The following is a 20,719-nucleotide window of genomic DNA, read 5'->3' on the forward strand; positions in this document are numbered from 1 at the left end:
CAAAACACTGGCCGGGCCGATCAGGTCCGGCCTTGTCATGTCCGGGCAGGAATGAGAACACGGGGTCATGAGCTTTCTTGGGGTTGAGACATCGCTGACCGGTCGCCGCTGGATCGGACCGTCGCCAGACACGGACCGTGCCGCCGACATGATCCGGCAACAGGCGGACCTGCCCGATGCGGTGTGCAAGGTGCTGGCACGGCGCGGCGTGCCCGCGATCGAGGCCAAGGGATTTCTGCAGCCGACCCTGAAGGACCTGCTGCCCGATCCCCGCAGCCTGAAGGATATGGAGGCCGCCGCCGCGCGTTTCCTTTACGCGGTCAGCAAGCGGCAGCGGATCGCGGTATTCGCCGACTATGACGTGGATGGCGGCAGCTCAGCGGCGCTGCTGCTGGTCTGGCTGCGCCAGATGGGCCTTGAGGCGACGCTTTATGTGCCCGACCGCATCGACGAGGGCTATGGCCCCAACGCACCCGCCATGGCGGAACTGGCGCGCATCCATGATCTGATCATCTGCGTCGATTGCGGCACGCTCAGCCACGAGCCTATTGCAGCCGCCAAAAGCGCAGATGTGATCGTGCTGGACCACCATCTGGGCGGTGAGACTCTGCCCGACTGCGTGGCGGTGGTGAACCCCAACCGGCAGGACGAAAGCGGTGATCTGAGCTATCTCTGTGCCGCAGCCGTGGTGTTTCTGATGCTGGTCGAGGCGCGGCGGCAGTTGCGCGCGGCAGGCCAGCCCACCGGTCCTGACCTGATGGCGCTGCTGGATCTGGTGGCGCTGGCGACCGTGGCCGATGTCGCTCCGCTGGTGGGTGCAAACCGCGCGCTGGTGCGGCAGGGTCTCAAGGTGATGGCGGCACGCCAGCGCCCCGGCCTCGTCGCCCTGTCCGACATCGCGCGGATGGAAACCGCACCAAACTCCTACCATCTGGGCTTTCTGCTGGGGCCACGTGTCAATGCGGGCGGGCGGATCGGCAAGGCCGATCTGGGCGCGCGGCTGCTGGCCACCGACTCGACGGTCGAGGCGGAGGTGATGGCGCAACAGTTGGACCAGTTGAACACCGAACGCCGCGAGATCGAGAATGCCGTGCGCGCCGCAGCGTTGGCACAGGCCGAAGAGCGCGGGCTCGACGCGCCGCTGGTCTGGGCGACGGGGGATGGCTGGCACCCCGGCGTTGTCGGCATCGTGGCCTCGCGCCTGAAGGAAACCGCCAACCGCCCCGCCATCGTGATCGGCTTTGACGGGGAGGAAGGCAAAGGCTCGGGCCGCTCGATGCCGGGGGTTGATCTGGGTGCCTCGATCCAGCGGCTCGCCGCCGAGGGGCTGCTGGTCAAAGGTGGTGGCCACAAGATGGCCGCTGGCCTGACGGTCATGCGCGACAAGCTGGAACCGGCCATGGACCGGCTTTCCGACCTGCTCGCCAAACAAGGCGCCGGCGCGGGCGGCCCCCGCGACCTGCGGCTGGACGGCGCGCTGATGCCGGGCGCGGCCTCGGTCGAGTTGATCGAACGGCTGGAAGAGGCCGGGCCCTATGGCGCCAGCGCCTCGGCCCCGCGTTTCGCCCTGCCCGACCTTGCGGTCCGCTTCGCCAAACGGGTGGGCGAGTCGCATTTGAAGCTGTCGCTGACGGACGGAATGTCGGGGGGCATCGACGCAATCGCCTTTGGTGCGTTCGACAGCGATCTGGGACCCCGGCTGAGCAACCATGGCGGCGCGCGCTTTCACGTCGCCGGTCGGTTGGAGATCAACAGCTGGGGCGGCCGCCAGAGCGTCCAGTTGCGTCTGGACGACGCGGCAGAGGCTGCAAAGTCATGAAATCATTGAGAAATGGCAAGGCGGGAAAAAAATCATCCGAAAGGTGATTTTTCCGCTTGCAGGGGTACCCGCTAAACCGTAAAAGCCCCTCCACAAGCTAGCGTGGCCCGTTCGTCTATCGGTTAGGACGCCAGGTTTTCAACCTGGAAAGAGGGGTTCGATTCCCCTACGGGCTACCAAAAGCTTGCAATTACAACGCCTTACATCGCAAACCTGAATTTGCCTGCATTTGGCGGTCTGGGCGATGTGTATCGACTTGCAGTGATCCGTTTCGCCGTCGACCTGAGCCGCCTCGCGTCACGCATCCCCAAAGGCGGGCAGTCAGTGGATTGCCAGACCCAAGTCTGGGATGCGGAAAGGTTGATGTAAGGCGGCGCCTTGATAGACTTCACCCAGCCATTTGGAGAGCGCCATGAGATACCTCGCCCTTGTCCCATTCATTGCCCTTCTGGCAGGATGCGAAACCCCGACCGATATCGAGGGCGTCCAAACCTATTACAATGGCAGCGAAGTCGTCATCGACGGGTTGCAGACCCCAACCCCGACCGACGCAGAGCATCTGAATGCCGAAGAAGGCTGCGGAGGTCCCGCGACGTTCAAATCCTCCGCCCCTGCCGGGAAGGGATTCTATCGCCTGACGTTTAGCTGCGACTGATCCCTGCTGCACCGCACAGCCGATCCATTCAGGTATCCACTGGTGCTGCCAAGTTATCGCGGCGCACTGCTCTTGGGCAATGTTTAACGCCCTCTTGGGCCTTGCATTTTAGCACGATGACCATTTGACGCCCGCGTTTCCAACCATGCCCTTACAACCGTTACGGGGCCAAGTTTGCCGCGCGACAGTCGCTATCCCCCTCAAAGGCGTCGCATTTACCCAATGGATGTTGCCCATATGCCCGATGATCAGGGTAAGATTGCCCCTAGGGCAACCTGTTGCCTTATTCCGGGTCTTGTGGACCCGCATGACGAGCTGATCGGGTCAAACCAAGAATTATCAGCCTTGATAAAGGGAGGACACTTAATGGTCTTTAGCAGATCAATTGCATCCAACGGACATCTGTTCGGATTGGCGGCGCTTATCACGGCGATGTCGATCGGTGCCGCCAGCGCGCAGGAGACTGCCGCAACAGCGCCCGCTCAACCGGCTGCGATGCCGGAGATAACCTTCACCTCATGGACCGGTCCCTACATGCGCAGCCAGATGCTGGGTTTCGTGCGACCCTACGAGGCCGAGAGCGGCTCGAAAGTTCACGTGGCGCATTATAATGGCGGCATCTCGGAAATTCGCGACCAGGTCGAAAGCGCCAATGTGGTCTGGGATGTGATTGACCTGACCCAGGCGGATTCGCTGCGGGCCTGCAAGGAGGGCCTGCTGGAGGATATCTCGGATATCGAACTGCCCGATGGAGCCGACGGCACCCCGTTCCGCGAGGATTTTGTCGAGGGCGCACTGAACGATTGCGGCGTTGGTATCATCGTCTGGGGCACGGCCTATGCATACAACAATTCGCAATTCGCGGACACGCCGCCCTCGACCATTGCCGATTTCTTCGACACCGAGACCTATCCGGGGCCGCGCGCCATCCGAAACGACCCCACGGTGATCATGGAATGGGCCCTGATGGCCGATGGCGTCCCGCGCGAAGAGGTCTATGCAACGCTGGAAACCGACGCGGGCGTCGAACGCGCGCTGAAGAAGATGGAAGATATCCGGCCCGGCCTGCAGATCTGGGAAACCGGGCGCGAGCCGGTGCGCCTGTTGAATGCGGGCGAGGTCGCGATGTCGTCGATCTGGGCCACGACTGGGGCTACCGCCGCGCAGGAAGAAGGCGCGGATTTCACCGTCAACATGGATGGCCGCGTGATCGAGCTGGACCTGTTCGGCATCCCCAAGGGCAGCCAGAACAAGGACGCCGCGGTCGCGTTCATCCGCTTTGCCAGCAGTTCCAGCGCGCTGGCCGACATGGTGGGGTATCTGCCCAACGGACCGACGCGGAAATCCTCGCTGGCGCTGCTGTCGGACGACGTGCTGCAACGCATTCCCAACGGACCCGCCTATGAGGAAAACCTGTACATCCTGTCAGATGCCGACTGGTGGTCGAACAACCATGCCCGGCTGGAGGAAGCCTTTCAGGAATGGGCCTCCGCCACGGCGCGCAGAGGTGCTGCGGGATCAACGAGATAAGCCGAACAACAGGGCAAAAGAGGTATTGATAAAATGAGTGATCAAACAACAGACAGACCTGACAACCTTGTTGCGAAGTCGGGCTTGTTCAAAGGGATGAACCCCACGATGGGCATCGCGTCCATGGTGATGATCCTGGGCTTCGTCTTTTACACGATCCGCGACGTCGAGGCATCAAGCGCGATTTTTGCCTCGGGCAAGGATTTCATCATCGGGTCTCTGGACTGGTTCTATGTGCTGGTGGTGAATGCGGCCCTGTTCTTTGTGCTCTGGCTGATGATCAGCCGGTTTGGCCATGTCAAGCTGGGCAAGGATGACGACGAACCCGATTTTTCGACCTTCTCGTGGATCTGCATGCTGTTCAGTGCCGGTCTGGGGTCGGGGCTGATCTATTGGGGCGTGGCCGAGCCGATGTTCCACATTCAGGGCAGCCCGTTCATGGAACGTGCCGGGATCGAAGCCGGGTCGGTGGATGCGGCGGTGTCTGCGGTCACCATCACCAACTTTCACTGGGGGTTCCATGGCTGGGCGCTTTATGTGCTGGTCGGGTTGAGCCTGGCGTATTTTTCCTATCGCCACGGTCTGCCCTTGACCCTGCGCACGGCGCTTTATCCGGTGCTCAAGGACCGGATTTATGGTCCCTGGGGGCATCTGGTGGACCTGGTCGGCGTGTTTGGCACGATCTTTGGTCTGGCCACATCTCTGGGCCTGGGCGTCACACCGATTGCCGCCGGGCTTGAGGATCTGGGCTGGATGGCCAATACCCAGACCAACCAGTTGATCCTCGTGGCGGTCATCACCTGTCTCGGAACCGCCTCGGCAGCATCGGGCGTCGGCAAGGGCGTGCGAATCCTGTCGGAAGCGAATGTGATGGCCAGCATCGGCCTTCTGATCCTGTTCATCATCCTCGGGCCAACCGCCTTCCTGCTGGGCATCACTATCTCGGGCTTTGGCGATTATCTGTGGACCGTCATTCCGATGGGCTTCTGGATCAATGGCGAGCCCGAGAACCAGTGGCAGAGCTGGTGGACCATCTTCTACTGGGGTTGGTGGATCGCATGGTGCCCGTTTGTGGGCCTGTTCATCGCCCGCGTCTCAAAAGGCCGCACCATCAAGCAGTTCTGCTATTGCGTGCTGTTGATCCCGACATCCGTTGTGATGCTGTGGATGGGCGTCTTTGGTGGTGCAGCGGCAGGCGTCGATCTGTTCTATGACGCCGGCGTCGTCGAAGCGGTGAACAACGATTATGCCGCAGGCGTCTTCGCGACGGTCAAGGGCTTCGGCTATACGTGGCTGACCTACCCGATCACCGTGCTGATCACGATCCTGCTGATCTCTTGGTTCGTGACATCGTCGGACTCGGGCACATTGGTGATGTGCACGATGCTGTCGATGGGAGACGAGCATCCGCCGGTCAAGTTCCGCATCTTCTGGGGCCTGACCGCCGGTGTGGTGGCGGGCGTCCTGATGATGGCAGGCGGGTTGAGCGCGCTTCAAACCGCCTCGATCGTGGCCGGTCTGCCTATCGCGGTGATCCTGCTGCTGATGATCTACGGCATCGTCCACGCGCTGCACGCCGAACATCCGGTGCCGGATGTGGCCGACAAATACGATCTGGAGTTCCTGAACCGATAAATTCCAGACCGATCGAAAAAAAGAGAGGCAGCTTCGGCTGCCTCTCTTATGTTTCGGAGCATGGTTCCCGCTCAGCCCACCACGTTGAACTCGGGGCCATAAGGGTAGCCCGTGATGTTCTCGTTACCGTCCTCGGTGATCACCAGAATATCGTGCTCGCGATAGCCCCCTGCCCCGGGCTGCCCGTCGGCGATGGTCAGCATCGGCTCCATCGAGATCACCATGCCCGGTTCCAGCACCGTGTCGATATCCTCGCGCAATTCCAGCCCGGCTTCGCGCCCGTAGTAATGCGACAGTACGCCAAAGGAATGCCCATAGCCGAAGGTGCGATATTGCAGCAGATCACGCTCGGCAAAGAAGTCGTTGATCTGGTGGGTCACCTCGGCGCAGGAGGCACCGGGTTTCAGCAGCGAAATCCCCAGCTCATGCGCGCCGATATTGGCCTGCCAGAGCTTCAGGCTGGCCGCGTCCACCTCGCCCACGAACAGCGTGCGTTCCAACGCGGTGTAATAGCCCGAGATCATCGGGAAGGTGTTCAGCGACAGGATATCCCCGCGTTCCAGACGGCGACCGGTGACCGGGTTATGCGCGCCATCGGTGTTGATCCCCGACTGGAACCAGACCCAGGTATCGCGATATTCGGCCTCGGGGAAGCGCTTGGCGATCTCCAGCTCCATCGCGTCGCGCCCGGCCATTGCGACATCGATTTCGCGCGTGCCTTCCTTGATCGCGTCGCGGATCGCATAGCCGCCCACATCCGCCACCGCAGCCCCGGCGCGGATCAGCTCGATCTCGGCGGGCGACTTGTGCATGCGCTGGCGCATGGTCGTCTCGTACAAATCGACCGACTTCGACGGCGCAAGAAAGCTCTGTAGCTTGCCCTGTTGCAACAGCGTCAGGTGGTCGCTTTCAGTTCCGATCACCTTGCCCGTTCCGGTCACCGACGCGATCGCGCGCCAGTAATTGTCGCGCTGCCAGTCGGTATAGGTGATGTTGTCGCCATAACAGCGCCGCCAGGGTTGGCCCGCGTCGATCCCGGCTGAGATGGTCACGCATTCGCTCGGCGTCACCACCAGCGCATAGGGACGCCCGAATGCGCAATAGGTGAAGCCCGCGTAATACGAGATATTGTGCATCGAGGTGAAAACGGCGGCATCGGCCCCCGCCTCGGCAAGGCGCTTGCGCAAGCCCTCGATGCGCGCGGCATATTCGCTGTCGGCAAATTGCAGACCCGCCTTTTCGCCATTGTGGAACCGAGAGAATTCAGGACGTGCAGTCATTTCGACCTCCGATCAAAGAGGTCCCGGCGTTCAGGACTGTTTGTGTATTGGCGCGTTTCCGGGCGGGAAACCTGGCGACGCCATCGCCAGAAGCCTGAGCGCAATCTGCCAAAACCTACCCGACAATGCCAGTCCCTTTGCGCCACTTCAATGTCGTTTCGCGTCCGCTTGATCCGCTATGGTCGCATCATCGAGGGAGGTGGGAATGCCGCAGGTGCTCTATGAAAAAGACGGGCGCATCGGGCGGATCACCCGGAACAGGCCAGAGGCAATGAACGCCGTCGACGATGATCTGCCGCACGAGCTGGCTGCGCCGGGTACGATCCGGCGCATGATGCCGAAGGGACCGACCCCAAACAGGCGGTGCAAGAGCGCGACGATGGCAGCTTTGACTGGATTACAAACTGCACCTTACGGCCTTGAGACTGGCCCGGGTCACCCCAGATTGCAGGACAGGATGAAGGCACGGCATTCCTCGGTCATCTCGTCGAACCGCGACTTTTCGCGGCTGTAGAGATAGACCTGCCGCCTGTCCGGCAGATCCGAGATCGGCCGGAAGGCGGTTGTTTCCGGAATGAACCGCGCCACCGTTTGCGGCAGCACCGTGATCCACTTGCCCGTGCGGATCATGGTGATCAGCGAATGGGTGTTGTGGATCGTCACATCCGCCCGCTCGATCGCGACGTGAAACTGCGGTGTTTCAATCAACTCGCACAGGGCGTTACGCACAAAGGCGCTGGCCACCACATCGGCAATCTCGGGCGGCTCGGGGCGTGTGTTCAGCGGATGATCTGCGGCGCAGACCAGCCCAAAGCGGTCCTCCATCAGCGGCACCGCCTTGACCCCGTTCAACGGATGCAGACCCGAGGCGATGCCGATCTCGGCCTTGCCTTCTGCCAACGCATCCAACACCTGCTGGCTGTCGGTGTCGCGCAGCTCGACCTTGAGACCGGGAAAGCGCGCGGTCAAAAACTCCAGCACCTGTGGAAAGATCAACGCCGCAACGGAAGGAACCGAGACGATGCGGATCAACCCATGGCTGGCCTGGGCGGCAGCCTCGATCCCCTGCACCGCCTCGTCGAACTGGCGGACCTGCCTTTGAGCCAGCTCGAACACCTGCTCGCCCAAGGGCGACAATTGGTTCTTGCGCTCACCTTCGAACAGGCGCTTGCCCAGATGATCCTCAAGCTGCTTGAGCGTCATCGACACCGCCGATTGCGTACGCCCCAGCCTGTCGGCCGCCTCACCCAGGTTTCCGGTCTGCGCCACGATGCAAAAGCAGCGCAGCATTTCGATCTTGACGGCCATACTTAAGTTTTCTTGAAGTTTGGTTCAGTTATTTGAGTTTGACTGATGCGGTAAGCGAAGTCCATCCTGATCCAAATTTGACAACAGGATTTGGGGCTGACCTTGACCAAACTGAACCTGATTGCTGGCGACTGGCTGGCAGGCGAGAGCGAGATTGAAAACCGTAACCCTTCGGATCTGAGCGATCTTGTGGGGATGTTCACCCAGGCCAGTGCGGACCAGCTTGACGCCACACTGGATCAGGCTCGCATTGCACAGGCCGAGTGGGAAGCCTTTGGCCCCGAGCGCAAGCAGGCCGTGCTGATGGCCATCGGCACCGAGTTGATGTCCCGCGCCGAAGAACTGGGCACGCTGCTCAGCCGCGAAGAAGGCAAGCCACTGGCCGAGGGCAAGGGCGAGGTCTATCGCGCAGGACAGTTCTTTACCTACTATGCCGCCGAATGCCTGCGCCAGATCGGCGAAAACGCCGACAGCGTGCGCCCCGGCGTCGAGATCGACGTGCGTCGCGAAGCCGTGGGCGTGGTGGCCATCATCAGCCCGTGGAACTTTCCGACCGCAACCGCCTCGTGGAAGATCGCCCCGGCGCTGTGTTATGGCAACGCGGTGGTCTGGAAACCCGCCAACATCACCCCCGCCTCTGCCGTGGCGCTGAGTGAGATCATCGAACGGCAGGACATCCCCAAGGGTCTGTTCAGTCTGGTGATGGGCTCGGGCCGCTCTGTGGGTCAGCGTCTGGTGGAAAGCCCCAAGGTCAACGCGATTTCCTTCACCGGCTCGGTTCCGGTTGGCAAGGGTATCGCCGCAGCCGCGATCCAGAACCTGACCAAGGTGCAGATGGAAATGGGGTCGAAAAACGCGCTGGCCGTGATGGACGACGCCGATCTCGATCTGGCCGTGACGCTGGCGCTTGGCGGCGCATTCGGCGGCTCGGGTCAGAAATGTACTGCTTCCTCCCGGCTCGTAGTTCATGCCGGCGTGCATGATGCTTTCGTCGAGAAACTCGTCGCAGGTGCGCAAGCCATAAAAGTTGGCCACGCGCTGGAGGCGGGCGTGCAAATGGGCCCCATCGTCAGCGAACAGCAACTGCAGGAGAACCTGGCTTATGTCGATCTGGGCACATCCGAAGGCGCCGAACTGGCCTGCGGTGGTCAGCGGCTGGAGATGCCGCATGACGGCTTCTACATGAGCCCGGGCGTGTTCCTGAACTCGACCAACGACATGCGGATCAACCGCGAAGAGATGTTCGCGCCGCTGACCAGCGTCATCAAGGTCGCCAGCTATGACGAGGCGCTGAGTGTCGTCAATGACACCAATTTTGGCCTGACCTCGGGCATCGTCACGCAAAGCCTCGCCCGCGCCACCCATTTCCGCCGCAATGCCCGCACCGGGGTTGTCACCGTCAACCTGCCTACCGCTGGCACCGATTACCACGTGCCCTTCGGCGGGCGCGGCGACAGCTCCTACGGTCCGCGCGAACAGGGCAAGGCGGCGGCAGAGTTCTACACGACGGTCAAAACCGCCTATATCAGCGCCGGAACGCCTGTGTGATGCGACCCGGCCCAAGGATAGACGGGCTGCAATATGCCAACTGGTCGGAAAAGATCTTCCGGCAACTGCGTGAGGGCGGCGTGGACGCGATCCACGTCACCATTTCCTACCACGAGAATTTCCGCGAGACGGTGCTGAACTTCGAAAAGTGGAACCGCTGGTTCGAGCAATATCCCGATCTGATCATGAAGGGCCGCTGGGCCAGCGATATCGACACGGCACGTGACACCGGCCGCACGGCGGTGTTCTTCGGGTTCCAGAACCCCTCGCCCATCGAGGACGATATCGGGCTGGTCGAAATCCTGCATGACCTTGGCGCCCGCTTCATGCAACTGACCTACAACAACCAGTCGCTGCTGGCGACCGGCTGTTACGAGGCCGAGGACACCGGCATCACCCGCATGGGCAAGCAGGTCATCCGCGAGATGAACCGCGTCGGCCTCGTGGTCGATATGAGCCATTCGGCTGACCGCTCGACCATTGAAGCCGCTGAACTGTCCGAACGTCCCATCGCCATCACCCATGCCAACCCGCACGACTGGTCCCCCGCCCTGCGCAACAAGCGCGATGCGGTGATCCGTGCGGTGACCGAGAATGGCGGCATGCTGGGCTTTTCGGTCTACCCGCATCACCTGAAGGACAAATCCGCCTGCACGCTGGAAAGCTTCTGCGAGATGATCGCCCGCACCGCCGACACATATGGCGTCCAGAACCTGGGGATCGGCACCGATCTGTGTCAGGATCAGCCCGACAGCATCGTCGAATGGATGCGGGTCGGGCGCTGGACCAAGGAAATCGACTATGGCGAAGGCTCGGCCTCGGCACCCGGTTTCCCGCCCATGCCGACATGGTTCCGGGACAACCGCGATTTCGGCAATCTCGAAAGCGGGCTGCGTGCGGTCGGCATGAATGACGACGAGGTCGCAGGGATCATGGGCGGCAACTGGTACCGGTTCTTTGACCGGAATTTCGGGCCGCAACAGGCATGACCACCAGCCCGCATATCCCCCGCCGCGACCCGGCGCAGGTGATGCGGCTGAAGCGGCTTGGATCGCTGCATCAGTGCCGGTTGAGTTTCATGCGTATCCTGATGCGCCGCATGGCACAGGAAAACTGGCAGTTCTCCCGCCCTGTGTTCGACATCGATGATGCAGGTGTGGGCCGGGCCGTCTATTCCGTGCAGGGCCCGGAACGCGCCTATTCGCTGGTCGCCTTCGCCCATGATCTGCCCCCCGAGCAACGCTCGGACCGGGTGATTGCCGAGGCCTGGGATGCCACCTTCACCCTGTTTGACGGTCTCCCGTCGGCTGCGGATATCGACCGGCTGTCCCGGAACGTGCCCCTGCAGGAGGCCGGGCGCATCAGCGAACGCGAATTGTCGCTGTCACGCGCCAACCGGTCGGTGCGGCTGTGGTCGCATGTGGTGGGCAGGCTTGCGGCGGGCCAGCAGCCCGACCCCGAACAGATCGACAGCGTGGGCTACCTGATGCGCACCACGGCGGTCTACGGCTCGGGCAAATTCGGCGCGGCGGACCGGGAAACCCTTGCCGCGCGTCCCGAATTGCAGGCCCCGTTCCAGGCCGAGATGCTGTCGGTCTACCTGACCCGCATATTCGTGCGCGACCTTGCCGAGCATATGGCCCGGATCAAGGGCGGCGACCGGGCCGCGCGGCTTGATCCCGCCATTGCCCGCCAGCTGGGCATCGGCAACTCTACCGGTCTGGGCATGGCGCCCTTCATCATCAACCATCCCGTTTTGTTCAACAACTGGATCATGGCGCGGGAAGAGGCGATTGCCCGCGTCCGCTCGCACCCGGCCGCGACGCAGGCCGAGGTCGACGTGTTTCGCAGCCTGCTGAAACGCAGCGCAGTTTCGGTTGCGCGCTGGCGCTCTGCCCACCCCATTCAGATCGACAAGCTGGCCCGGCTCAGGGCGGACATGCAGGCGCTTGAGGATCATATGGGCGCAGAGAGCCTGTTGCAGGACTATCCCTGGGACCGCCTGATGCGCTGGTCCGAGAGCGCGCTGAGCGAGGAGGGTCAGGAACTTGTCGCCTCGCTGATCCTGGAACCTTACGGGGACGAGGTGGACGGGCTGTCCAGTTGTCTGGCCGACAGCAATGCCGATGCGTTTGTGATCGATGGCGCGATGCCGATCAAGGAGGTCCGCGCGTTGATCGAAGACCGGTTCGGCTGGGCGCTCGATCTGGATTGGAGCGCGCCGGAAAATTGCGCCCGGGCATGGTATGTCTCGGAAGAAAAGCTTGAGCCGCGAATGGGCGAGCGGTTCGACGAACCCATCACGGAATATGAGCAGCCGCTGGCCCCGGCGCGCGACGCTGTTGCCGCCCACAAAAGACTTGCGGATTTCGATGCGGACCAGCCGGTGTCCCGGTTCCTGATGCGCCATCCCGAACACCGCCACACGATCCGCCGCGCCCAGATGAGCCGGATCGCGCCCTATAGCGAGGTTCAGGACAACACGATCAGTGCCAATGTGCTGCCCATCGACATGCTGCGGGCCAAGCTGTCCTTCTTTGGCGCCACCCATTTCGACCCACGCTCAGACCGCTGGGTTCGGATCTGCATGTATGCGGGCGCGCCCTATCCCGAGGATCTGACACAGGACACCGCCGATCTGTGGGTCTATCCCGAGGAGGGGGAATGAGTCTGTCGCTGAACGAGATGGAGGCCCTGTCCAAACGCGCGACGCGCGGCGGTGGCTATAGCTGGGGGCTGGCCGAAGAGGCCGCCAAGGCGACCCGCTGGCTCTGTGCGCAGGGGCTGGATGGCGGGGCGGTGCTGGCGGAGTTGCTGGAGCAGGGCTTTGCCGTGTCATTACAGGACCACGCACTGGCTGATCCGAACGGACCTTGGCAGGGCAATGCCGCGCTCTGCCCGCTGCTTGCCGGGGTCACCCTGTCCGATTGCGCCGACCGCCTGGCGCAGGGCCCGGTTGAAATGCGCCACGTTGCGCAGCCTGCGCTGATCCTGCCCTTTGCCGCCCACGCCGCCCGCAGGCTGGAACAAGTGGTGACGGTGACAAGCGGGGACTGGACCGCCACCACCGATGGGACCGCGCTGAGCGCGCCGGATCACGCGCCGGAACACGCCGCGTTGCTGCGCGTTGAGGCTGGCGGCACACCTTCCACCCCGCGCGCGCACCATAGCCGCGCCACCCCTGCCCCCGAGACCCAGGAGGTTCTGAACCGTTTCGCCCACCGCATCTATGCGCCCGCCACCGAGGAATCGCGGCTGCTGGGCGCAGGTGCCGGTCTGTCAGACAATGATTGAGGAGACGCCCAATTGACCCAGACCAAGACACTCTCGCTGTCCGAGATCGAGGCGCTGTCCTTTGATGCCCTGGTCGCGGCGGGCACATCGCAAGCAAATGCGCGTCCGCTGGCCGTGGCCACCGCCGCCACTGAAGCGGACGGGGTGGCAAGCCACGGGCTGGCTTATATCCCGATCTATTGCGAGCATGTGCAATGCGGAAAGGTCGACGGGCAAGCGGTGCCAACCCTGTCCAAACCCCGACCGGGCGTGGTGCGGGTCGACGCGGCCACCGGCTTTGCCCATGCCGCGATCGAACTGGGATTCGAAGCCCTGATCCCCGCCGCGCGCACGCAAGGCGTGGCGGCTCTGGCGATCTCGAACAGCTATAATTGCGGCGTTCTGGGCTATCATACCTATCGTCTGGCCCAGGCCGGGCTGGTAGGGATCGGTTTTACCAACGCACCCGCCTCGATCGCGCCTTCGGGCGGGTCCAAGCCGGTTGTCGGCACCAACCCGTTTTCCGTCGCGGTGCCCGGCAGCGATGGCCAGCCTGCCCTGCTGATCGACCAGAGCGCCAGCACCATCGCGAAAAGCGAGGTGATGAAACACGCGCGCGAGGGCAAACCGATCCCGGTGGGATGGGCGCTGGACAGCGCAGGCAACCCCACAACCGACCCCGAGATCGGACTGAAGGGCTCGATGGCGCCATCGGGCGGCTACAAGGGGGTCGGCATCGCCCTGCTCACCGAAATCATGGCGGCAGCGCTGACCGGCGCGACACTGGGCATCCACGCCTCGCCCTTCTCGGGTACGGCGGGCGGCCCGCCGAAAACCGGGCAGTTTTTCATCGCCATAGACCCCTCCGTCACTGCGGGTGACGCATTTGCGACCGGGATTGCCGATCTTGTCGAAGCCATCCGCTTTCAGGAGGGCGCACATTTGCCCGGAGATGGCCGACGCGGCAAGCGCCTCACGGCCCGAGAAGACGGGGTGGCAGTCAACCTGGCCACGCTGGCAAAGATCGAGGCCATTCTGAAGAACAACTGAGCGGCCAAAACCGGGAAACCGTTCATCACAACAGACAATCCCGGCAAATCAGGACAGGTGCGAACAGGGAGGAAACACATGTCTATCAAACAACCGTTTACCGACCTGCAGATAAACAGATCTGCAGGCGGGTTTTATGAGGGCCACAGTCTTGAGATTGCCTTGCTCAGCAAGGCGATCATGGTCGGGCTGGTGATCTGGGCGCTGGTCTGGCCAGCCAATGCCAACGGCGTTCTGGGCAGCCTGAACTGGCGTCTGCTTGAGGATTTCAACGGGTTTTACATCGTCATCGTCGGCCTGTTCGCGTTCTTCCTGTTTGTGGTGGCAATCCTGCCGCGGACCGGCAGGCGGGTCATGGGGCCCGAGGGCGAGAAGCCGGAGTTTTCCGATTTCTCGTGGTTTTCCATGATGTTCGGGGCCGGTCTTGGTGTCGGCCTGATGGTCTTCGCCACCGCCGAGCCGCTGGGCCTCTGGGGGTCAAACCCGGTGGTTCTGGCCGGTGCGGTCGAGGCCAACACCGAAGCGGCGCTGCAATCGGGCTATCGCTATACCTTCCTGCATTACGGTTTTCATGCCTGGGCCATCTACGTGGTGACCGGGCTGTCGCTGGCCTATTACGCCTATACCCGTGACATGCCGCTGACCATCCGCACCGCACTGACACCGCTGTTTGGCCGGTTGATGAACGGATTCCTGGGTCATGTCGTCGACGTTCTGGGGGTGGTTGCGACCATTCTGGGCGTGTCGGTCACCATCGGCTTTGGCGTATCCCAGTTCATTGACGGGCTTTATGCGATTTCAGGCATGGAATGGATGATGGATCTGACCGGTGAAACACCCGAGCCCAGCACGGTTGGTCTGCTGTCGGGTCTGGTCGTCATCATGGGGCTGTCGATCATTTCGGCGGTGTCCGGAGTCGGGCGTGGCGTGAAATACCTGTCGAACCTGAACCTGGTTCTGTCGCTGATCCTGCTGATGGTCTTTGTGGTGTTCGGATCGTTCCTGTTTGCCATGACCACCTATGCCACCGCCTTCGTGGACTACATGCTGCATTTCATCTCGCTGAGCTTCGGCGCGTTCAGCCCGCAATCCGAGACCGTATTCGTAGCGGCGCTGCCTTCCGAGGCCGCACCTTTTGCGGAAACGCTCTATAGCGGCGCAACCAATGCCTGGGGGTCTTTCGATGGCTTCAAATCGGGTCTCGAAGGGGAGGCCGCAGCACTGCCGGACAACGTCCTCACCGCAGCCTATGCGGCGGGCGAGCAAGGGCGTCAGTTCGGCTGGCAGGCCGGATGGACCACCTTCTACTGGGCCTGGTGGATCGCGTTCTCGCCCTTTGTCGGCCTGTTCCTGGCCCGCATCTCGAAGGGGCGTTCGGTGCGTGAGTTCATTATCGGATGCGTCTTTGCCCCGGCAATGGTCTGTTTCGCCTGGATGACCATCCTGGGCGGTACCGCCATTGATCTGGAACTGACCGGCTCTGCCGAGGGCGCCATCATCGGCGCGTCCAACACGGCCAAGCTGTTCGTGACCTTGCAAGAGATGATCTCGGGCGGGTTGCTGTCGGGCATCACCGTGATGTGCGTTGTGCTGATCATGACCTTCCTGGTCACCTCGGCGGATTCCGGCATTCTGGTGATGAACACCATCATGTCGGGCGGCGATCAGAAGGTCGGCAACAAGCACAAGATCATCTGGGGCTTCATCCTGACCGCCGTGATCGGGGCGCTGATCCTTGCGGCGGGCGAGAACAACCCGATGGATGCGCTGCGCAATGCGATGATCATCGGGGCGCTGCCCTTTACCGTGGTGATGGGGCTGATGTGCGTTGCCCTTGCCAAGGCGCTCTATCGTGACGGGTTGCGCGAGAAGCACACCGTCATAGCCGAATAAATCAAACAGGCGGGCAGCCCTTTTCAGGGGCTGTCCGCATTCGCAGCGCTCCCGCTCTATTGGCGGCCAAGCTGACCCAGAACCGGCAAGGCATCGCGGATTTTTGCAAGCCGCAACATGTGCCAGGCAAGCGCCTGATTGCTGGTGATCACCGGCACGCCGGTGGTGGCCTCGATCTCGTCAATGACACCCAGACAGCGCAGGTTCGTGCAAGAAATCACGACCGCATCGCACGGTACCGCTGCCGCAACTCGGGTCGCTGCGGCCATGATTGCGCGTTCGGTGATGCGGGCCACAATCCGGTCATCGCCTTCTTCGAAGGACCCGAACCCGGCGATCTCGAACCCCGCCTCTTCCAGCCTCTGCCGCATCCGCCCCGAGACCTCGGGCACGTAAGGGGTGACAAAGCCCAGCCGCCTGACCCCAAGCGCGCGCCCGGCGGCAATGACGGCAGCGAGCGGGTCGCTGACACGCGCATCAGGGAATACGGTCTGAACCGCACGCGCCACATTGTCCGAGCCGATCACACTCGAGGCCGAAGTGCAGCCATACCCGATGACGTCGAAATCGAGCGATTGCGGAAACAGCCGCGCCGAGGCAGGCAGGTCACCTTCCATCTTCGCCAGCGTGTCGGGGCGGATTTCGGGCACCATCGGAATCCGGCTGTGATAGAGAGCGACCCCCTCAAGCGCCATGATCCGCGCGAATTCCGACTCGATCGTTTCGTCGGTCTCAAGCACGATCACCCCCAGCGTGGCGCGTGTCCCGATGCCCCCGTCCGTGTCGAAATCCAGCTTCATGTCACGCCCTCAAATGATCGGAAGGTCCGGCGCGGCGCGCGCGGACAAAAGCTGCGCGCCGGTCCGGCGCACTACGATATTCTCTTCATGCACCATGATCCGGCCATCGCCGTAGCTCAGGGACGGCTCCAGCGTCAGCACCATGTTCTCGACAATCTCGGTGTCGTCAAATGCGGCATGCGAGGGCCATTCGGTCAGTTGCATCCCCAACCCATGGCCAAGACGCCCGACATCGCCGCCCTGATCGTCCAGTTCCGCGATCACACTCTGCATCGCCTGAAACAACTGGCGGCAAGTTGTGCCGGGACGCGCGGCGGCAATCCCGGCCTCGGTTGCACGCCAGAGCACGTCATAAGCGCGCCGCGAGGCGCTGTCCGCCGCGCCGATGGCAAAGTTGCGGTCGAAATCACAGAAATACCCGTCCCAATTGGCGCCGGTATCCAGCATCAGGATGTCTCCCCGTGCCAGCGGACGCCGCGAGGGGGGCGAGATCACATCGTGATAGCCACCCTGATCCGCTCCGCCCACAAGGTAGGGAACATCATCCGCGCCCTGCGCCAACGCCTCGCGGCGAAAGGCGCGGAACAGATCCTCCAGCGGCTGGCCCTCATGGGCGAAGTCGGGAACGCGGGCGAAGCTGCGCGAACCAATAGAGCAGATATGGGCCAGCTTTTCGATCTCGGCCTCGGATTTCACCATGCGCAGGGACCGGATCAGCGCGGTTGCATCCGCGACCTGCAAGCCGCTTAGCCCCTGCATCAGGCGTTCGTAATCGCCAAGCGGCATGCGCAAGGCGGTCTCGTGGCCTTTCAGGACGCCGATGGTCTCGCCACCGCTTGCCAGAGGCAGCAGCAGGTCGCTCAGCAGGCTGATGCCGTCATCTTTGGGCGCGGGCGCGCTCCAGGTGCGGATATCCTCGATCCAGGTGGCGCGCATCAATTCGGCGCCGATTTCGGGGATGATCGCGATGGGCTTGCCGTCTGCGGGTACAAACAGGAACCAGGGGCGCGTCGGGCTTTGCCAGAACAGCGTGTGAAAGCCGCTGAAATAGCGCACCTCCGCCTCGGTCATCAGCAGCAGGCCGGCCAAACCGGTTTGTGCCATCAGCGCCTGCGCGCGGGCGGTGCGGGTGGCGAATTCCGTCTCGGGGAACCCTCGATCAGGTGCAGCCATCAGGGTCGGTCCTTTCGAATTGGCAGGCGGTCCCGCACCAGCTGGACCCAGAACTCTGCCCCGATGGGCAGAAGATCGTCGTTGAAATCATAATCGGAGGCGTGCAGCGGTTGCCCGTTTGGCCCGTCCTCACCATTACCAAGCAGCAGGAAGCAGCCCGGAACGGCGGCGCAGAACTGCGCGAAATCTTCAGAAAAGCTCATGGGCGGGCGGTTACGGATCAGATCGCGGCCTGCGGCTTCGGCGGCGCGATAGACCGCCTCGGCGGGGTCCGAAGCATTGATGGTCTCGACAAAATCGGTCTTGAACGACACCACCGCCTCGACCCCATGCGCTGCCGCGACGCCTTCGGCGATCTGGCGCATGAACCTCTCGATCTCGGCGCGGTCCTGCGGCGCGCGGGCGCGAAAATCACCCTTCAGCGTGGCCGTTCCGGGCAGGACATTGCGCTGCCCGTCGGCCAGAAACTCGGTGACCGACACCACAGCCCCCGCATCGGGCGCCAGTTTGCGCGCCACGATGGTCTGCAACGACAGTACCATTTCGGCCCCGACCGTGATCGCATCCACCCCGGCCTGCGGCATCGAGGCATGCCCCCCCTGCCCGTGAACGGTAATCTCGAACAGTGTTTCGCTGTTGCAGATGATCCCCGCCCGGGTCGAGATCTGGCCCACCGGCGCACCGGGCAGATTGTGAATGGCATAGACCTCGTCGATGGGAAACTGTTCCAGCACGCCGTCGTCGATCATCGCGCGCGCGCCCAGCCCGTGTTCCTCATTGGGTTGGAACAGGAACACCACGGTGCCGTCGAACCCGCCCTCCTGCGCCAGCCGTTCGGCAGCGCCCAGCAGCATCGTCATGTGGCCATCATGGCCGCAGGCATGCATCACGCCCGGATTTTGCGAGGGATAGCCATGGCCAGAGGTCTCGGCGATCGGCAGCGCATCCATATCCGCGCGCAGCCCGATGGCGCGGTTGCCCTGCCCCCTCCGCAAGACACCGACGATCCCGACCCCCTCATGCACGTCGATCCCAAGATGGCGCAGCGATTGCGCGACCTGCGCCTTTGTCCGCGCCTCCTGAAACCCCAGTTCGGGGTTGCGGTGAAAGTCGCGGCGCTGATCGGTCAGTCGGGAGTGAAAGTCGGACATGGTGGCAGGTCTTTGGGTCTGTTGGGCAAAACGGCGAAGGTGAAACTGCCCGTTGGCGGAGATTGCAGCGCACCATAGGACGAAATTGATTGCCTTTGCGGGATTTGTCGACTTCTTTCGTGCCATGGACGACAAAGTCCCGAAGACTTCTGAACGACACAAGGGCGGGCCCGCTGGCATGACACATTCCGACAACATCGACTTTGACCCGGATTTCAACCGCGCCCTGAGCTTTTTCAGGACCCAGGACGCTTATACGACCTCGCCGCTGCTGCATTTGCAGGCATCGAACGGGCAGGAGGTTCTGGCCAAGGACGAAACCAGTCGCATGGGGCTGGGCGCGTTCAAGGCGCTTGGCGCGCCTTATGCGGTGGCGCGGATATTGCAGGCCGAATGGCTGGCCCGGACCGGCGAGACCCTGACGCTTGCGCGTCTGGGCGACGCGGATATCCGTGCCTTTGCCGCCACCCTCAGCTTTGTCTGCGCCAGCGCGGGCAATCACGGCATGGGCGTCGCGGCGGGTGCGCGCGCGATGGGCGCCAAGGCGCGGGTACATCTGGCCAATACCGTGCCCGAAGGCTTTGCCGAACGGCTGCGGGCTATGGGTGCCGAGGTTGTACGCTCGGGCGATGTGTATGACGACAGTGTCGCCGCCGCCATCACCGATGCCGACAGCTCTGGCGCGATCCTGCTGGCGGATGGCACCTGGCCGGGCTACACCGAGATCCCCAAGCTGGTCATGGAAGGGTATTGCGTCATCGCCGAGGAGCTGCGCCAGGCTTTCGAGGCCTCCGGCACCTGGCCGACCCATGTGTATTTGCAGGCAGGCGTGGGTGGGCTAGCCGCCGCAATGGCCCACATGATCCGCCTGAACTGGGCCGAGCAGCCGGAACTGATCGTTGTCGAACCCGAGGCCGCCCCCTGTCTGAAAGCCAGCCACATTGCCGGGCAGCCAACCCGGGCTGATGGGCCGGACTCGAATATGGGCCGGCTGGATTGCAAGGAACCCTCTATCGTCGCCTGGCACGTTCTGGAACGCTGCGGCGTGCGCTATGAAACGCTGACGGAAGAAGAAGGCAGCGCAGCCTCACACGCAGTAGGGGCCATGGGCGTCGCAACCACCCCGTCCGGTGCGGCGGGGTATGGCGCACTGCTCAAGCATCCCCCGCAGACGGCTGACGACCACGCGATCCGGCCGCTTGTCATCCTGTCCGAAGGCCCCGCCTGACCAACCTGGGCAAGCACCAGCAACATTCTGACACCTTCTGCCGCCACGTCCGCTGACGGGGGTAAAAATCGCCTTTCGAAAAAAAAGTGAACTATTTGGTTCAGCCGCCCTTGAAAACTGAACTGTCCTGTTTAGATCATGTGATGTGAACCAAACAGTTTAGAACGGAGAAGACGATGAAACCCCTTTTGATTGCAGCCGCACTGATCCTGACAACTGCCGCAGCGCCCGCGATGGCGGGTGGATTTCCGGTCGGCGGGATCGCGAAGACCTTCACATTTCCCGACACACCCAAACAGCCGGTGACCAAAACCGTCACCGTTCTGAAACCCTGACCCAACGACCCTCCCCCGGCCACGCTGCGCCCTCGTCTTTC

General features: G+C 62.7%; 17 protein-coding genes and 1 tRNA gene. 13 read left to right on the forward strand and 5 right to left on the reverse strand.

Annotated elements, in window-relative coordinates:
* The first annotated feature begins 67 nt into the window (after positions 1-67).
* The 5 genes from recJ (at position 68) to M3P21_RS14665 (ending at position 5,639) form a co-directional block, all read left to right on the forward strand.
* Positions 68-1,819 (forward strand): single-stranded-DNA-specific exonuclease RecJ, encoded by a 1,752-nt coding sequence (recJ, locus tag M3P21_RS14645; protein ID WP_249710946.1) that lies wholly within the window; start codon positions 68-70, stop codon positions 1,817-1,819.
* A 104-nt stretch (positions 1,820-1,923) separates the two neighbouring features.
* A tRNA-Glu gene (locus tag M3P21_RS14650) sits at positions 1,924-1,998 on the forward strand.
* 233 nt (positions 1,999-2,231) lie between these two features.
* Entirely contained in the window at positions 2,232-2,474 is a 243-nt protein-coding gene (locus tag M3P21_RS14655; protein WP_249710948.1) for a hypothetical protein, read from the forward strand.
* A 366-nt stretch (positions 2,475-2,840) separates the two neighbouring features.
* Positions 2,841-4,004, forward strand: coding sequence for an extracellular solute-binding protein (locus M3P21_RS14660; protein WP_249710950.1), 1,164 nt, complete (start codon positions 2,841-2,843; stop codon positions 4,002-4,004).
* A 33-nt stretch (positions 4,005-4,037) separates the two neighbouring features.
* The gene (locus M3P21_RS14665) at positions 4,038-5,639 is read left to right on the forward strand and encodes a BCCT family transporter (RefSeq protein WP_249710952.1); all 1,602 of its coding nucleotides are present in this window, start codon (positions 4,038-4,040) and stop codon (positions 5,637-5,639) included.
* 71 nt (positions 5,640-5,710) lie between these two features.
* Here M3P21_RS14665 and M3P21_RS14670 read toward each other — a convergent pair whose 3' ends face one another.
* The gene (locus tag M3P21_RS14670; protein WP_249710954.1) at positions 5,711-6,919 is read right to left on the reverse strand and encodes an aminopeptidase P family protein; all 1,209 of its coding nucleotides are present in this window, start codon (positions 6,917-6,919) and stop codon (positions 5,711-5,713) included.
* 435 nt (positions 6,920-7,354) lie between these two features.
* Positions 7,355-8,227 (reverse strand): LysR family transcriptional regulator, encoded by an 873-nt coding sequence (locus M3P21_RS14675; protein ID WP_249710957.1) that lies wholly within the window; start codon positions 8,225-8,227, stop codon positions 7,355-7,357.
* A 102-nt stretch (positions 8,228-8,329) separates the two neighbouring features.
* On the opposite strand from M3P21_RS14675, the gene M3P21_RS14680 reads away from it, so the two are divergent.
* The 6 genes from M3P21_RS14680 to M3P21_RS14705 all read left to right on the forward strand — a co-directional run bounded on the left by M3P21_RS14680 (position 8,330) and on the right by M3P21_RS14705 (position 15,991).
* Positions 8,330-9,775 (forward strand): aldehyde dehydrogenase family protein, encoded by a 1,446-nt coding sequence (locus tag M3P21_RS14680; RefSeq protein ID WP_373320031.1) that lies wholly within the window; start codon positions 8,330-8,332, stop codon positions 9,773-9,775.
* Complete coding sequence (locus tag M3P21_RS14685) at positions 9,775-10,764, forward strand: membrane dipeptidase (protein ID WP_249711011.1); 990 nt, start codon at positions 9,775-9,777, stop codon at positions 10,762-10,764. The genes M3P21_RS14680 and M3P21_RS14685 overlap by 1 nt, the downstream gene beginning before the upstream one ends.
* Positions 10,761-12,443, forward strand: a complete 1,683-nt coding sequence (locus M3P21_RS14690; protein ID WP_249710958.1) for a hypothetical protein — start codon at positions 10,761-10,763, stop codon at positions 12,441-12,443. Before M3P21_RS14685 ends, M3P21_RS14690 begins: the two co-directional genes overlap by 4 nt.
* The gene (locus M3P21_RS14695; protein WP_249710960.1) at positions 12,440-13,069 is read left to right on the forward strand and encodes a DUF3726 domain-containing protein; all 630 of its coding nucleotides are present in this window, start codon (positions 12,440-12,442) and stop codon (positions 13,067-13,069) included. Before M3P21_RS14690 ends, M3P21_RS14695 begins: the two co-directional genes overlap by 4 nt.
* Before the next feature lie 12 nt (positions 13,070-13,081).
* Entirely contained in the window at positions 13,082-14,098 is a 1,017-nt protein-coding gene (locus M3P21_RS14700; RefSeq protein ID WP_249710962.1) for an Ldh family oxidoreductase, read from the forward strand.
* A gap of 78 nt (positions 14,099-14,176) precedes the next feature.
* Positions 14,177-15,991, forward strand: a complete 1,815-nt coding sequence (locus M3P21_RS14705; protein WP_249710965.1) for a BCCT family transporter — start codon at positions 14,177-14,179, stop codon at positions 15,989-15,991.
* 56 nt (positions 15,992-16,047) lie between these two features.
* On the opposite strand, the gene M3P21_RS14710 is transcribed toward M3P21_RS14705, so the two are convergent.
* The 3 genes from M3P21_RS14710 to M3P21_RS14720 are packed head-to-tail and all read right to left on the reverse strand — an operon-like array spanning position 16,048 to position 19,115.
* The gene (locus tag M3P21_RS14710) at positions 16,048-16,791 is read right to left on the reverse strand and encodes a maleate cis-trans isomerase family protein (protein ID WP_249710966.1); all 744 of its coding nucleotides are present in this window, start codon (positions 16,789-16,791) and stop codon (positions 16,048-16,050) included.
* A 9-nt stretch (positions 16,792-16,800) separates the two neighbouring features.
* Complete coding sequence (locus tag M3P21_RS14715) at positions 16,801-17,964, reverse strand: M24 family metallopeptidase (protein ID WP_249710968.1); 1,164 nt, start codon at positions 17,962-17,964, stop codon at positions 16,801-16,803.
* Positions 17,964-19,115 (reverse strand): amidohydrolase, encoded by a 1,152-nt coding sequence (locus M3P21_RS14720; protein WP_249710970.1) that lies wholly within the window; start codon positions 19,113-19,115, stop codon positions 17,964-17,966. Before M3P21_RS14720 ends, M3P21_RS14715 begins: the two co-directional genes overlap by 1 nt.
* A gap of 178 nt (positions 19,116-19,293) precedes the next feature.
* Between M3P21_RS14720 and M3P21_RS14725 the strand changes: the two genes are divergently transcribed.
* Complete coding sequence (locus tag M3P21_RS14725; protein WP_249710972.1) at positions 19,294-20,343, forward strand: pyridoxal-phosphate dependent enzyme; 1,050 nt, start codon at positions 19,294-19,296, stop codon at positions 20,341-20,343.
* A 176-nt stretch (positions 20,344-20,519) separates the two neighbouring features.
* Complete coding sequence (locus M3P21_RS14730; protein WP_249710974.1) at positions 20,520-20,678, forward strand: hypothetical protein; 159 nt, start codon at positions 20,520-20,522, stop codon at positions 20,676-20,678.
* The last annotated feature ends 41 nt before the right edge of the window (positions 20,679-20,719 follow it).

It is taken from the genome of Ruegeria spongiae (assembly GCF_023502395.1).
Classification (GTDB): domain Bacteria; phylum Pseudomonadota; class Alphaproteobacteria; order Rhodobacterales; family Rhodobacteraceae; genus Ruegeria_C; species Ruegeria_C spongiae.